At 26.3% G+C, this 16,275-nt stretch carries 12 protein-coding genes; 2 read left to right on the top strand and 10 right to left on the bottom strand.

Going from position 1 to position 16,275, the window contains the following annotated elements:
• Positions 1 to 3 precede the first annotated feature (3 nt).
• The 7 genes from EXC60_RS06525 to mnmE all read right to left on the bottom strand — a co-directional run bounded on the left by EXC60_RS06525 (position 4) and on the right by mnmE (position 6,496).
• A complete protein-coding gene (locus EXC60_RS06525) occupies positions 4 to 972 on the bottom strand; it encodes a phosphatidate cytidylyltransferase (RefSeq protein WP_029670603.1) in 969 nt (322 codons plus the stop codon).
• Between the two features lie 123 nt (positions 973 to 1,095).
• Entirely contained in the window at positions 1,096 to 1,647 is a 552-nt protein-coding gene (locus EXC60_RS02065) for a ribosome-recycling factor (RefSeq protein ID WP_024544209.1), read from the bottom strand.
• 13 nt (positions 1,648 to 1,660) lie between these two features.
• Positions 1,661 to 2,380 (bottom strand): UMP kinase, encoded by a 720-nt coding sequence (gene pyrH / locus EXC60_RS02060; protein WP_024544208.1) that lies wholly within the window; start codon positions 2,378 to 2,380, stop codon positions 1,661 to 1,663.
• 71 nt (positions 2,381 to 2,451) lie between these two features.
• A complete protein-coding gene (locus EXC60_RS02055) occupies positions 2,452 to 2,670 on the bottom strand; it encodes a sigma factor-like helix-turn-helix DNA-binding protein (RefSeq protein WP_024544207.1) in 219 nt (72 codons plus the stop codon).
• A gap of 10 nt (positions 2,671 to 2,680) precedes the next feature.
• Positions 2,681 to 3,733 (bottom strand): signal recognition particle-docking protein FtsY, encoded by a 1,053-nt coding sequence (gene ftsY, locus EXC60_RS02050; RefSeq protein WP_024544206.1) that lies wholly within the window; start codon positions 3,731 to 3,733, stop codon positions 2,681 to 2,683.
• Positions 3,734 to 3,792: 59 nt separating this feature from the next.
• Positions 3,793 to 5,142, bottom strand: a complete 1,350-nt coding sequence (rlmD, locus tag EXC60_RS02045; RefSeq protein ID WP_024544205.1) for a 23S rRNA (uracil(1939)-C(5))-methyltransferase RlmD — start codon at positions 5,140 to 5,142, stop codon at positions 3,793 to 3,795.
• Position 5,143: 1 nt separating this feature from the next.
• Complete coding sequence (gene mnmE, locus EXC60_RS02040; protein WP_024544204.1) at positions 5,144 to 6,496, bottom strand: tRNA uridine-5-carboxymethylaminomethyl(34) synthesis GTPase MnmE; 1,353 nt, start codon at positions 6,494 to 6,496, stop codon at positions 5,144 to 5,146.
• 270 nt (positions 6,497 to 6,766) lie between these two features.
• Here mnmE and EXC60_RS06520 point away from each other — a divergent pair, with 270 nt between their 5' ends.
• Both EXC60_RS06520 and EXC60_RS02030 read left to right on the top strand, forming a co-directional pair.
• The gene (locus tag EXC60_RS06520) at positions 6,767 to 9,574 is read left to right on the top strand and encodes a hypothetical protein (RefSeq protein ID WP_024544203.1); all 2,808 of its coding nucleotides are present in this window, start codon (positions 6,767 to 6,769) and stop codon (positions 9,572 to 9,574) included.
• Between the two features lie 15 nt (positions 9,575 to 9,589).
• The gene (locus EXC60_RS02030) at positions 9,590 to 10,516 is read left to right on the top strand and encodes a nucleotidyltransferase (protein ID WP_024544202.1); all 927 of its coding nucleotides are present in this window, start codon (positions 9,590 to 9,592) and stop codon (positions 10,514 to 10,516) included.
• 23 nt (positions 10,517 to 10,539) lie between these two features.
• Here the strand turns inward: EXC60_RS02030 and EXC60_RS02025 are convergent, their stop codons facing one another.
• Genes EXC60_RS02025 through EXC60_RS06515 form a run of 3 tightly spaced genes read right to left on the bottom strand, consistent with a single transcriptional unit; the run spans position 10,540 to position 16,239 of the window.
• Positions 10,540 to 12,450 carry a M13-type metalloendopeptidase gene (locus EXC60_RS02025; RefSeq protein ID WP_024544201.1) on the bottom strand — a complete coding sequence of 637 codons (1,911 nt, stop codon included), beginning with the start codon at positions 12,448 to 12,450 and terminating at the stop codon, positions 10,540 to 10,542.
• 11 nt (positions 12,451 to 12,461) lie between these two features.
• A complete protein-coding gene (locus EXC60_RS02020) occupies positions 12,462 to 14,045 on the bottom strand; it encodes an MHO_4530 family protein (protein WP_024544200.1) in 1,584 nt (527 codons plus the stop codon).
• Positions 14,035 to 16,239, bottom strand: coding sequence for an ATP-dependent helicase (locus EXC60_RS06515; protein WP_029670602.1), 2,205 nt, complete (start codon positions 16,237 to 16,239; stop codon positions 14,035 to 14,037). The genes EXC60_RS02020 and EXC60_RS06515 overlap by 11 nt, the downstream gene beginning before the upstream one ends.
• Positions 16,240 to 16,275 lie beyond the last annotated feature (36 nt).

Raw genomic sequence — 16,275 nt, 5'->3', positions numbered from 1 at the left:
AAATTAAATAAATAAGATTGTTGATGACATTAAAACAACAAAAGATGTTGAATCAAATCTATCCATAATTCCACCATGACCAGGTAATAAATTTGAAAAATCTTTTATATCTAATAGACGTTTAAATGCTGAAAACAACAAATCTCCCACAATAGATGCTACAGGCAAAAACACAATACCCACAATTAACTGTTTAATATTTGTAAAATAGGTTAGTTTGACATTATTTGTCTGATAACCTAAATACAAAAGTAGATAAACGCATAAAGCTCCAAATAAATACGAAGCAATTGCTCCTTCTCATGTCTTTTTGGGACTAATATGTGGTGCAAATTTCTTTTTGATGAATTTGCCACCAATTCACATACCAATAAAATAACCAAAGCTATCAACAATTACAGGAATAAAAAACATTGCAAATAAAATATATAAAGATAATACATTATACAAATACAATAATTTAAAAGTAATAGGAATATAAATTATAGAAAACATCGTTATTAATCATGATGAAAAAAACAATTTTCTTGATTTATATTTTTTTATATTTAATGCAAAAATAAAAGTCACATATACCATTGAAAATAATAAAAATAAACCATATAAACTTGTTAAATTTTCTCTTGAATATAATAATTCCAAAAGTAATTGTTTTAAGCTTGAAACATTATAAGTAGTAAAGTTTAAATTAGAAAACAAATAATTCGTTGAAGTTTCATTTCAAATCCCATATGGTAATAGTCAAAATATTAGAGCAAAAAGTAAAAAACTATAATTTAAAACAAAATGTTGTTTGTTATGTTGAATTACTTCGTAAGTAGCATATAAAGAAATAATCATATAAAATATGATCCCTATCATTCTCCCTTCTTTTTTCGCAAAAAAAATTATTAAAATCATTGGAATCAAAACAAAAAAAAGCGGGATTAAGCTTTTTATTCTTTGTTTTATATTTTTAGCCTTACTACTCATACTAATATTTAATTATACATACCATTTGCTTAAAAAGATAAGCAAAAAAAATAATATTTAGCAATATTGTTTTGAGTAATTTTTTGTTAAAACTTTTAATCTAAATTTGTTAAAAAAATGACCTTAGATGGTCATTAAGTCTTTTTCTTTTTCGGCAGTAATTACATCTATTTTTTTAATACCGTTATCAACTTCTTTTTGAACAATTTCTAAATAATGTTTTACCAAATCTTCTGATAAGTCTATATCTGCTTTAATTTCTTTGTTAATATCTTGTCTAGCTTGTCTAACAACAACTTTTGCTTGCTCTGTAATTGTTGTTAATTGTTTAACAAGTTCTTTTCTTTTATCGGTTGTAAGTTGAGGATATGAAATTCTAATTTGATGTCCTTCATTTACAACATTTACATTTAAATTGTAGTCAGTAATTGCTTTTTCTATTTGTTTAATAGAAGCAATATCATAAGGCTTAACAATTAATTGCAGAGGGCCAGATACTGTAATTGAACAAATTTCTTCGATCGAAATAAGTGAATCATAATAATTAACTTTAATCTTACTAATTAATGTTGGATTAGCTCTACCAATTGCAACTTTTGCAATTTGAGTTTCATAATTTGTAATTGCTTTTTCAATTAACTTTTTTAATTTTTCTATATATATATTTAATTCCATTATTTATTCCTAATTATTCTTTAGTTGTAATGACTGTATGTGGTATATCATTTTCAATAACTTTTTTAAGTGAATCATCTTCTAAAATATTGAAAATAACAATATCAATTTTATTATCTTTTGCCATTGATGCAGCGGTTTGATCTAAAACTTTTAAATTTCTTGTCAAAACTTCATCAAAAGTAATTTTATGAAATTTTTTCGCATTCTTATTTAATTTTGGATCACTATCATAAACTCCATCAACATTGTTTTTTCCCATTAAAATTGCATCTGCACCAATTTCACTTGCAAATAATGTTGCTGCTGTATCAGTTGTAAAAAATGGTCTGCCCGTTCCACCAGCAAAAATAACTATTTCACCATTATTTAAATATTTAATTGCTTTTTCATTAATATATTCTTCACAAACTTTTGGGTCCATTGATAAACTTGACAAAACACGGCAAGTTAATTTTTCTTTTTCGAACCCTGATTGTAATGCTAATGCGTTCATTGTTGTTGCAAGCATCCCAATATAGTCAGCTCTAACTCTTGGGATACCGTTTTTTTCAGCGCTTGTACCTCTTCAAAAGTTACCACCGCCAATAACAATAGCAACTTGAATTTTTTTATTAATAATTGATTTAAGTTGTTTAGCAAATTTTTGAACAAGTTCATAGTCAATTGCTAGGCTTTTTGATTTGTTAGCTAATCCTTCACCGGATAGCTTGATTAAAATTCTTTTATACATCCAACTAACTCCAATAACTTTCTAATTAATTGTAGCATTATGACCTTAAAAATTTAAGCAAAAAATGTTGACTAACCTATTTTTTTGTCAATTTCAAGTAATTTTTGCTTTCCTTTTTTAATTGCATCAAAAACTGCAGTTCTAGTAGTTGCTAAAATTTCTCCAATTTCAGAGTAACTCAAATCTTCAAAAAACCTCAAATACATAGCTTGTTTTTGAGACTGAGGTAAAAAGTTTTGATATTTATCAAATAACTCAATAATAAGTTTTCTTTCTTCTAAAGATTCCATTTTGTCCTTTTTAGTTAATTCCTTTTGTAAGTCCATAAATATATGAATCTAAATCAAATTCTAGTAAATCTTCAACTTTTTCTCCAAGTCCAATATATTTAACAGTTAAACCAATATCATCTTTAATAGTTAAAATTATTCCGCCTTTTGAAGTCCCGTCCATTTTAGTTAAAACAATTCCTGTTAATGGTGTTGCTTCTTTAAAAACTTTAGCTTGCGTTACACCATTTTGTCCTGTTGTAGCATCAATAATTAATAAACTTTCATGAGGTGCGCCCGGCACTTTCTTTTCGATTATTTTGTTTATTTTTGAAAGTTCATTCATCAAATTAACTTTATTTTGTAACCTACCCGCTGTGTCAATAATTAAAACATCAAATTTTTTTGCTATTGCTTTATCAATCGCTTTAAAAACAACTGCTGCAGGATCAATTTCATTTTCTGCGGGTTTAATAATACTTGCTCCAACTTTGTTTGCTCATATATCTAATTGTTCAACTGCTGCTGCTCTAAACGTATCAGCCGCTGCAATCAAAACTTTTTTATTTTCTTTAATTAATTTATGAGCAATTTTTGCAATTGAAGTAGTTTTTCCAGAACCATTAACTCCAACAACTAAAATAATATTTAAACGACCATCTTGAATATTTAATGAAGAATCAATTATTGTTCCCATTGTGTATATTGTGACTAATTTATCAGCAATGATCTCACTAATTAGCTTAGGATCATCAATATTTTCTGCTTTAACTTCTTTTTTACATTCATCAATAATAATGTTTACTAAGTTTGCAGAAATATCGGATAAAATCAATGCTTCTTCCAAGTCTTCAAAAAATTCTTCGTCTATTTTATTGTGTTTGTTTTGAACTTCTTTGATGTAATCAGTAAATGCAGTATTTGCTTTACTTAATCCAGCAACATAAGTATTTAGTTTTTGTTCTTTTTCTCTTTGTTTGAGTAATTTTTTTTGATTTTTAGCTTCTAATTTAGCTTTTTTTCTTTCAAGAATTTCTTCTTCTGTTCCAAATAATTTTTCTTTTAATCTTTTTCAAAATCCCATAATTATCCTTAAATCACTAATATTTAATTATAAATTAAAACAAAGACCTTAACGGTGAATTATTTTTGGTCTTTGTTTCTTTCTAAAATACACAAAGTTTCAATATGTTGTGTTTGTGGAAACATATCAAATGGTTGAACTAGTTTAATGTGATAATCCCCATTTAAGAATGCTTTAAGGTCTCTAACTAATGTATGTGGATTACAACTTAAATAAATTATTCGATCAATTTTCTTTTCGATTACTTTTCTAATAATTATTGTATTAAGCCCTGCACGAGGTGGATCAAATATCACAATTCCAACATTCTCTTTATCAACAAATGTATCAAAATAACGAGTACTATCCATTGTTAGCGCTTTAAAATTACTAATTTTATTTAGTTTTGCGTTTAGTTTTGCGTTTTCTGTAGCGTTATGAATATTTTCAACCGACACAACATGTTTTACATTTTTCGCGATATATAATCCAATTGTTCCAACGCCCGCATAAGCATCAATTACAAGCTCGTTTCCTTTAAATTCATTTTTCTTTAATATAAAATCAAAAATAGCTTTTGCTTGATCGTCATTAACTTGAAAAAATGAATCATAATTAACTAAATATTTATATTTGCCAATTTTAAAAGTTATTTTTTCTTGCCCATATATTTTTTGTTCAACAACTTTTCCAGTTTTATGATTAATAACATGAAAAATCAAGTTTGCTTTTTCATTTCCAATTGCTTGTTTGATAATTTGAGCTATCTCGTTTTCGGTTTTTAATTTATTGTAACTATCAAAAATAACTAAAGTTTCATTAGTCTTATCACTATACTTAAAAACAATAGAATATAGTTTTCAATTTCTAATTTGTGTTGCGTTTGCTTTTAGAAAAGCAACAACAATCTTGACAATTTTATCTAATTCTTCGTTAACTAAATCATAGTTTTTCTGTTCAAGAATAATGTGTGTGTTTCTCACAAAAAAACCAATTTTAATTTCTTTTTCATCTTGTTGAACATGCAATGTTAATTTATTGCGATAATGAAATTGTTTTTTTGATTCTTTACAATCAGCAACATCATAGAAATTAAATTCTCTAGCAAACATACTTTTAATAACTTGTGTTTTGAACTTCAATTGATCTTCATATGAAATTATTATCAATGGTGCATTGTAGGAATAAACTAATTCTTTGTTTGCGACATCTATTCTTTTTTCTGATTTAACATGCTGAGTGACAACTTTTCCTAAAGCAAATTTAGCATTTTGTTGAATAACTTGAACATCAACAATTTCATCTTTTAATGCGTTCTCAACTAAAATAGGATAATTGTTGTTTATCCTCACTATTCCATAACCATCATAACCATATTCAGTTACTTTTTGATTATGTAAAATTTGGTTTACTAAACTTTTATTTTCCATACTATTTTCCTAAACAAAAATTTTTAAACATATTATCAAGTAATGCTTCATTGTCATATTCTTTATTTAACATTTGTCTTAAATATTGTCATGCAGCATTTAAATCAACAATTACAACTTCGGGACCAAAATTATTATTAAGCCCTTTGATACCATTTTCTAAATTTTCTTTAACTTTGTTTAGTAATGACAATTTTCTTTCATCATATAGAGTGTCAGGATTATTAATATCAAAATTTGTGTACTCTTTTACTAGTGCATTTCTTAATTCATACAAACGTTTTGTTTTAGCTGATATTCAAACATAATCTTTATATTTTCTAATCGAGTTAAGATCAGATATTTCATCAATTTTGTTTAGCACATTTATACAGCGCTTGTTAGCTAGCAGTTTTTGAAGCTTTGGATCTAACTTATTCTTGATAGTTTTTAAATCAAATAAATGAATAATGATTTTTGCTTTTTCAATCGCTTTATAAGCACGATCAATCCCAATGCTTTCAACAACATTTTTTGTTGCTCTAAGTCCAGCGGTATCGATTATGTTAAATAGAATTCCATTTATTTCAAAAGAATCTTCAAGTACATCCCTAGTGGTTCCCGCTATGTTTGTAACAATTGCTTTGTCCTTATCAATCAATAAATTAAATAGTGATGATTTACCTACATTAGGTTCACCAATAATGGCAATATTAACACCTTTATAAACATCAATTGCCTTCAAACTATTTGCTATCACGATATTTACTTTGCTTAACAAATTGTTCATAAATGTAAATAACTTCTTTTTATCAATGGTTTCAATGTCATTGTATTCTGAATAATCAATATTAATTTCACATATCGAAATAATTTTTAAAAGTTCTTGTTCAAGATTTTCAATAATTTCATTTGATTTGCTATCAAATTGGTTAATTGCTATTTTAGTTTGAATATTAGTTTTTGCATGAATTAATTGGTTAATAGCTTCTGCTTTTTCTAAAGAAATTTTTCCATTTAAAAAAGCTCTACGAGTAAATTCTCCACGTTCAGCTAAACGGGCACCATTTTCTAGAATCAAATTTAAAATCTTATTTGTAACTATAACACCACCATGTGCATTAATTTCCACCGTTGGTTCGCCCACATAGTTATCTGTTTTAGTAAATCAATTAATCAATACTTCATCAATAATTTCATTGGTTTTTCTATTGATTATTCTTCCGAAAGTGATAGTTTTATTTTCACCTATTTTTCCAGTGAATATATTCTTTATTATATTTATTGCTTCACTTCCACATAATCTAATAATTGATATTGCTTGATTTATATTTCCCGAAGAAATAGCAACAATTGTGTCGTTGTAATTAATCATATAAATAATTATATAAAATAAAGTTGGTTTGTTTTGTTTAGATTTTAATAATAATAAACTATGTAAAAAATGTCAATAACTCAAATTAATACTTATTTTAAGGTAAAATTTCAAAATAATTTTGTGTTTATAAGTGCGAAATTAATAACTTTATATGTTAATAGCAAAAAATGGCACAAATTTTGAAAAAACACTATATTTTAGTCTATATTCAAAAAATAAGTTTAAATATATTAAAATTTAAATATACAAAAATATTAAGAAGGTTTTATGACAAACGCAAAACAAAAAGAGATTGTTTTTAATCCAAACAATCAAATACCGAAATTTAGGAAGAAAATGGGGGATATTTTTAGATCAATTATTTTCCCTATTACCGTTCTTTTGGTTGTATCAATTTTTTATGGGTTAATGGAGCTTTTAATAAATATGAAAGTCTCTTTAAATCCAACCGTAATAAGTGACTTACAAACTGCAAGATTAGTGTTTAAAAAGATGATGGGATTAATTCCATTACTTACCGCACTTTCTATTGCAATAACCTTTAGTTCAAATAGAACTTTAGGGGGTCTTGCGACATTGGTTGGTTGAGCGGCTTTTTTAGGTGTTCAAGCGATGCTGATTCAAGGGGCATCTGGAAGTTATTCGATCTGATATTGACAAAACAAGACTTTATTTAGTAACCTAAATGGGAATGAGTTGATTACTTCAATTCCTTTAGGATTATCTACTCAATTAAATTTTATTAATTCAAACATTTTAATTGGATTTTTGATTGGATATGTAAATGCTTTAATTATTTCAGCACTACATAAAAGAACTAAGAATTTAATAGGCACTGCAATTGCAAGTATTTTATTAATTATGTTTGTTTCAGGTGTGTTTGGAATTGCACACACATTTATTATTGCTACAATTGCACATTATATTCAAACATCTAGTGCAAGTATTATTGGATTGGGTGCCAATAATGTTAATTATTTTGTATCTTCATTAATTATTGGATTATTAACACCATTAAACTTACATCATATGACACAAACTGTATATGGTAGTGGTATTCTTCCATATTATAAATTATTATTTGCTATTTTCTTAGCACCTGCGGTTATTGCTATATTTATAATAGCAACAAAGAAAAGTAACAAGAAATTTGTTTGTGCATTCTATTTACCATTAATTTTTGGTTCTATTTTATTAGGACAATATGAACCTATTTTATTAGCTATATTCTTTATATCGCCATTTATGTATATTTTCTTTGGTATTTTACCAACAGTTCTTGCAAGTTGAATTGTTACTTTTATAAGTATTTCACCTTCAGCTGATTCAATAATGAATGGAAATATCTTTGAATATATATTTAACTTCTTTGTACCAATGGTAAAAGGTGACGCAGCATACAAAGCTTCATGATTAATATTGGTTATTGGATTAATTTACGGTGTAATTGTTGCTATCCTTACATGAATTTATGTACGTTTTGGAAAAGTTGCAATTTTAGGAAAATACAATGCTGGAAGAAGAAATGTACAATATGAATACTTGACTGAAAATACCTATGTTGTCTTTCCAAATAACAATAGTATTGATGAAAGAAGAACATTTAGAAATCAAGTTGCTGATGAGTTATTATGCTCAACCTCAGAATTATTAGCAAAATCAGAATATGGACAACCTATTTTGGAAGAAATGATCACTTATGCTAAAGAATTAAGATATAAAAAATCTTTAGCTACTTATGAAGGTGATTCTACAACAAAAACTATGTCTTTAGAATTAGCTAAAAATCTTTCTTTCATGAAAAAAGATGGTGAAGAGGAAACCAATAACTTTGGTGATGTGATTTTAACAGACATTGCAAAAGATGAAAATAATGATTTAGGCTTAGGAGATGCCGAAGTTTTAACAGATAAAGATAAAGACAATCTACTTAAGAAAGAAAATATACTAATTGAGGAAAATTTTGAAACATACACCGAACCAGATTTTCAAGTTAATGAGAATAATAAAACACCTCATAGTGATAGAGTTTTGCCTCAAACACCACTTCAATATACAACAGAACTTACTCCTTTAGCAAGCACAGACCTAAATATAGTTGAATCTTCTTTGGCAGTACCAAAAAACAAAGAAGCAAATTTATCTGAATTTGAAGGTTTTGACTTTGAAAAACCTGATACAACTACAAAACTTGATGTTTATGATGATTATTTAGAAGAAAAAACTAGCGAAAATAAAATACTGTGAGATGAATATACACAAGAAGAGGTTGTTGAACCTAAAGCAAGCTCATCTCAACTATTAGACGAAAAAGAAGAAATTGTTCCCGAACCGCAAATCAAACAAGAAGATGAGACTTTAAATTCACAAGAATTTGAATTAAATAATGAACAATTCCAAAAAGCTGAAACTTCAAAAAACGAATCTATAAGCGATGATGATTTTGAGTTTGAAAATGTAGATAACGAAAGTGAAAAACAATACAACGAACTTGCGGCAAGTTTATCGTTTGATGAAAATAAAGAAACTTCTAAAAATGTAGATGTAGAAAGCTTCACAAAACCTACTTCAAAAGAAACATTCACCTTTGAATCAAAAATTAAACAATTTATGATTTTAAGTCCATTATTAGGTGGTGTTGTAAAACAAACAGAAAATTCATTTACCATTGCACCTTCTAGTGGAAAATTAATTATGCCGAACGATGCAAAAGTTGAATTTGTGAGTGAAAATAGAGATAAATACATCTTAAATATTTACAGTGTTAAACTAGAAATTACATTAAATGCTGATTTCTCAAAACAACACAAGCAACCATTACACAATAGAATTTATGCAAACCAAGGAAAACAACTTTACAAAGGTGATTTCTTTATTGATGCAAATAAAAAATTCTTTAGTGAAATTGGTGAAGAAATGTTATTAACCATCACCCTTTTAGAAGGCGATTACAAAGCAAAACCTATCCGCAAAATCGTAAATAGCAAGATTAATAAGTGAGATGGTATGTTTGATGTTGTTTTAAATAAAATATTAGATACACATGTTCGTGTTGCTCAAAAAATAACTGAGTAATTTATTTATTGCAATATGGAAAATTCAAAACCGATAATTGGATTAATAGCAGAATTTAATCCGTTTCACAATGGACATATATATTTGATAAAAAAAATTAAAGAACAATTCCCGGATTGTTTTTTAATTGTTGCGTTAACTAGTGATGTAACGCAAAGAGGGGAACTGACTGTAGCTTCATTTGAAGATAGGAAAAATATTGCTTTGTCATATGGGGTAAACAAAGTAGTTCAATTAAGTGATTATGAAACAGTTCAAGCTGCTCATATTTTTGTAGCTAATGCAATAAATTTATTATTAAAGGAAAATATTTCTCATTTAGTATTTGGTGTTTCAGATAAAATTGCGGATATTAATGTTTATCTAAACTCTGCAAATGCTATATTAAAGAATAATCAAAAATATAATAAATTAGTTAAACAAAATTTAGATAATGGAATTGCGTATTCCAAAAGTACAGCATTAGCTGCGTTAAATATTCTAAATATTGAAAAAATACCATATCCAAGTGATATTTTAGGTTTTGAGTATGTCAAATATATTGTCTTTAATAAATTAAAAATTATTCCTATTAGTATCAAAAGAATTGTAAATCACAAATCAACAAAAACCAATCTTAATTATGCCTCTGGCACTGAAATTAGGAAAATGATTGAAAGACAAGAAAATATTTCTCATTTTTCCCCTATGAAAATAAGATATCCTATTCCTTCGATTAAAGATAAATACAATTTGTTTCAACAAATAGTTTTTACGTCTTCATTAGAAGAACTTTCACAAATAAATTTAATGAGTGAAGGTATGGAAAGTTTATTCAAGAAAAATATTTATATTAATAACTATGATGAATTTGTCAATGCTTGCATCTCAAAACGTTATACAAGATCTCGAATTCAAAGAGTTATTTTATCCACTATTTTTAATATAAAAAAGCAAAAATAAAATGGGAGTTTTTCCCATAATATTTATCAAATTTTGACACGCTTGTTAGGATCTAAATACATTTCATCTGATGGTTCTATATCAAATGCTTTATAGAATTCATCAGAATTTTTTGTTTGTATATTTGCTCTTAATTTTGCAGGTGCATGAACATCAATTTTCAATAACATTTCTGCAAGTTGTGGCCTATATTTAATTCTTCAAATCGTTGCAAAATTAATAAAGAATTTTTGACCATCATAATCTTTTTCAAGTTTTGCTGCTTCTAAAGCACAAGAAACTCCACCAGCATCAGCAATATTTTCAGAAACTGTTAATTTTCCATTACATTTTCCAACAGGGGTTTCAACACCATCAAATAATGCAATCATTTCTTGTGTTTTTATATCGAAATTCTTTTTATCTTCTTCTGTTCATCAGTTTACTAAATTACCATTCTCATCGAAGTTTGCACCATTATTGTCGAAAGCATGTGAAATTTCGTGTGCTATAACTGTACCAATTCCACCATAATTTTCACTAGTTAAACTAGAAAGAGAATAGAATGGTTTAGCTAAAATTGCTGCAGGAAAAACAATATGATTTTGATTTGGAGAATAATAAGCATTTACCATATCTGCAGGCATTTCTCAATATTCTTTATCGGTTGGCTTTAGATATTCATTGTATTTAAATTCACTAGCTAAATAAATGTAGTTTAAAGAATTTAGCAATAATTTATCAAACTCATTGTATTTTTCAACTTTATATTTACTAAAAAATGGTTTTATTTTGTTTGGATAGCCAATGTGAATTCCCATTTTGTTAAGTTTTTTAATAGCATATTTTTTAGTTTCTTCACTTAATCAATTATTATTGGCTAATTTATTTTGATAAATTTTAACCATATTATTAACCATTTTTTCTACGTCTTTTTTGCCTTTTTCACCAAGATAAGTTTTCCCATAATATAAACCAAATGGTACTGAGAAAAATTTTGCTACTGATTCTATTTCAAATTTATTTCTATCAATTGGTTTCTTTAAACCTCTTAAATAATTACTATATTCGCTGCCAATTAATCTAGATTCATCATCTAAATAAGAAGAACATTGTAAAATGGTTTTGACGATTAAAGCAGATTTAAACTGGTCAAATGTTTCATCATTATATAATGTGTTGATATTTTCTAAAAACACTTTTGAAACAACGCTAATATTTTCAACTTTGTTATTGGTTAAATTATTGGCTATTTTTTTTATGTCAAACACTTTACAATGTTTTTGAATTTCGCTAGTAGAAAATAGATTATAAAGGTTTGGATATATTGCTTCTTCTTCGGGGGTTAAAACATATTTTGCTAATAATGCATCAAATTTTAATGTATCATCCAATAGTTTTGTTACATACTCTTTTTGATTGGGGAAAGTTTTATTTAACAATTTTTCAGCTGCATTTCTTCAAACAGTTAATAATTCTTTTGATTTTTCTTTATCAACATAATGATTTTTACTTGGCAAAATGATATCTGGATATTGTAGTCATAATATTTGTTTAGTACTATCTTTAAAATCATCCATTATAAAGAAGTTTAAAGGTACATAAAAATGAAGATATTGTAATTTCTTGTAATTTTCTTCAATGTCCTTTCAACTCTTAAAGCCTCTAATTTTATCAATTAAAGATTTAAGTGGTTTCATTCCGTTTGCTTCACGTGAATTTCAATCTTTTACTAAAGCAAAATATTTAATCATCTCTTTTAAAATAGGGTTGTCTTTAATATCTGATTGATCATCAAGTCATTTGTGGAAAAGTGAAGATCTAAGCTTTCTAATATTTTCATCAAGTTCATAAAATGAACCTCAACCGCTTAAATGATCGGGAATTTCATTTTTAGCTAGTCATTCTCCATTTATTGCTTCGTAAAAGTCTTTTTTTAATAATTCTTTATTCATATTTGTAACCTCTATTTTTTGTTTTGTGCATTTAAGTATAGTATTTTTTCATTATTTTTCGTAGTGATTAATTTTTTATAATTTTCAATATTTAACTCTTCAAAAATTAATATGATACCTTTATCATTTGCATATGACATAAGCATATTAATTGATACTATATTTTTAGCAACATTTAAGTTTTTGCTTATTTCTTTATTGATAATAATAAATTGAATGTTTGTTTTTGATAAAAAGAACAATAAATTTTCTTCAATTTCATTAATCCTAATTCCAGCGGAATAACTAGCTTCGTTTAATGCATTTAATTTTGAAATTAAGTGTTCATAATTTTCTGAATTATTAATTTTTATACATATTTGTAAATGCTTATTTTTCTTAAAAACATGATACAAATATTTAGCATTTAAAGAAGGAAATATAAAGTCCTCAATCATTAAAATTGAATTAGTCAATTTATATTTGTCAATATCTTTAAAGAAAACTAACCACAAATATCTTTGCAAGTCGGTATTATTTAATAAATTTTCATATTCACTTAAATACTCTTCCGAAAATATCGGCATAGTGATTTTTAGTGAAGTTTGTGAAGAAGAAAAATCATGTAATGGTGCATTTTTGACTAAATAATTTCCATTGTTAATTAAAGATATAACATTCAGATATTTATTTTCAAATGACTCAAAAGCATTTAGAGATAAAGCGTCTTTATTTATAAGAACATAATTTAATTTTTTTCCTTCTTCATTTGAATTTTTGAATAGTAAATATGCAACTAGCAAGAAAAATCTATTATTATCAAACTCACTTATGACAGCTTTATCTATCAAAACACATATGTCAAAATAAGAGTTCAAAATTTTTAAATCAGTTATATAACCAAAAAGTGCTTGTATTTCAATATCTAATGTATTAAAAATAGCTTCATTTTCAAAATAAATAAAGAAATTTTCGTTTTTATTGACAATTATTATTCTAGTATTAATTTTTTTCTTAACAAGAATAGATGCAATTTCATTAACTAAATATTTAATTTTGAAAATTTTTGACAATTTCAAATGTAAATAAATAACAAAGTTTTTATCTTTTATTAATTCAAAACTCTTTTGTGTCTCGATGTATTGAATTCTCTTATTGATTGAGAATGAAAATATATCCTCTCACGATAAAGTAATTAAAAACATATTGGAGTTTTTATTTTCTAAAGACAAATTATATGTAACATCATTGTTACTGCCTTCGAGCATAACATTAAGAAGCGTTTTACTAATTTCTTTATCTTTGCTATTAATTGTCTCAACAAGAATTTTTTTAGTATCTTTATCAAAGAAATTTAAAAATAAATTAATATCAAATCATTCACCATTTTTAACTTGTAAATCTATAATAAATTCGGGAATGTAATTTAGAATCTCAATGTCATTGTTAATCCTAACTCTTTTTAAATCAGCATCAACTTCAAATAATAAAAACCCATTTCTAATACTGTTTTTCTTAATTTGATAATAGGATTTTATTGAATAAAATACAATAAAAAACACCGTTAAGAATAAGAACAAACAAGAAATTAAAATCATTGCAATACTATTTGTCATTTGCTTCGTCCCATTTCTTTACAGATTCATGATACATATTTAGCGTCTTAATTTTCTTTTCATTAGGAAACTTAACTTTGATTAAATCATTTTCAACTTCTAAAACTTCACCAACACCATAGGTACTATGTGAAATTTTATCTCCAGCAATTAAAGAAATATTTTTGCTAATGTTAATGCTATTTGAGAAACTACTTGCCACTTTAATAGTTTTTGTTTCTCTAATTCCAGCTTCAGGAATAAATCTACTTCTCCTATTGTTATTTCTTCCAACAGAAAATGATAGAAATAGTTTTTCTTTAGCTCTAGTCATTGCAACATATGCCAAACGTCTTTCTTCTTCTAAAGCTTCCATATTTTCTTTTTGTAATTCAATGTTCTTGTTTCTAATTTTTGTGAAATCTTCATTAGGAGATACTACAATAGCTCTTCTTAATGGAAAAATATTTTCACTTAGCCCAATTACAAAAACATAGTCAAATTCAAGACCCTTTGCATTATGTACTGTCATTAGTGACACATAACTTGCTGCATCATCTTCAACGTCTCGGTCAGTAATTAATGTTATTTCCTGCAAATATTCATCAATGGTTCCATGTTTATTTTTATCTTCTCAACTTGCAATAGCATTTATTAAGCTTTGAAAGTTGTCCATTCTTGCTTCATATTCATCTTCGGATTTTTTAATATCTTCAAAGTATTGAATTTTGTTGGTAATAAATTCTTTTAATGTGTCTGCAATTGAATTAGTTTGTAAAGCACGTCTTGCTCAACGAATGTTATTGACAAGTTTAATAATGTTTTTTAGAGTTTCGGTTGAAATACTTAATTTTTTGTGTATTTCATTGATTTTTGTTTCTAAACATTTGTATAAATCTAAGTTATTTTCACCTGCAAATTTTAAGAGTTTATCAATAGTTACATCACCAATTTTACGCAATGGTTTATTAATAATTCTAAGCAATGATATTTCACTACCATCGTGGATAACTCTAAGATAAGCTAATGCATCTTTAATTTCTTCACGTTGGTAGAATTTAATAGAACCAAAAATTTTATAAATAGTGTTGTCTTGAATTAATGCTTCTTCAATTGCCCGTGAGTAACTATTGATACGATATAAAATAGCTATATTTTTAAGTTGAACTCTATTTTTCTTTAATAAATTAATTTTCGATGTAATTCACCTAGCTTCAGCTTCATCGCTAAATCCTGCAAAAAATTCAACTTCTTCACCTTCTGGATTTTCAGTAAACAATTTTTTATCTAATCTATTTTTATTATGTGAAATCAAATTATTGGCTACAGTAAGTATTTTTTTGGTAGAACGATAGTTTTCTTCAAGTTTAATAGTTTTACAATTTGGGAAGTCTTTATCAAAATTCATAATGATATTAATATCGGCATTTCTTCAACTATAAATTGTTTGATCAGGATCACCAACAATTGTTAGATTATTTGTCTTACTTGCTAATCTTTTTACAATCATGTATTGAATTCAGTTGGTGTCTTGAAATTCATCAACTAATATATGAGTAAATTTATTTTCTCATTTGCTAGCAACTCCGGCAAATTCTTCATCATAAAACAATTTATAAACAAAAACAAGTAAGTCTTCAAAATCTAAAGTATGTGCTTTATTTAAATGTATTTGATAACGTTCATATATTTTTGCCCTAAGGTCGTCTTTGTAAGTCGGATCATTAAGTAAATCATTTGGACTTTTTAGTTTACTTTTTTGATTTTGAATAAATGAAATAATCGAATTGTAAGTAAATTCACTTTGTAAAATATTAAGTTCTGAATAAACAACTCTAAGTACTTCTTTTTGGTCTAGTTCATCAATAATTTGAAAATCGTTTGGATAATTCATATTGTGAATTTCACGTCTTAAAATTTTTGCACAAAGAGAATGGAAGGTACTAATGGTTGGTTCATATTCGCTTTGATAATTTAAATTATTCAACAAACTTAAAGCACGTTGTTTCATTTCGTTAGCAGCTTTGTTAGAAAAAGTAAGAGCAAGAATTTTATCTTCTCTAATGTGTAATTCTTTAATTAAGTAAACAATTTTGTGTGTTAAAACCCTTGTTTTTCCTGATCCAGCACCTGCAATTATTCTTAAAGGCCCATCATTATACAAAACGGCTTCTTTTTGTTGTTCATTTAAACTTTTCAAATCTAATTCATTCATTAAAATACCAACTTTCTTTGTAGATATAGCAAAAAA

It is taken from the genome of Metamycoplasma salivarium (assembly GCF_900660445.2).
In the GTDB taxonomy this organism is placed as follows: domain Bacteria; phylum Bacillota_I; class Bacilli_A; order Mycoplasmatales; family Metamycoplasmataceae; genus Metamycoplasma; species Metamycoplasma salivarium.
Note: the sequence above shows the minus strand (reverse complement) of the source record. Positions and strands in the feature narration are given on the sequence as shown.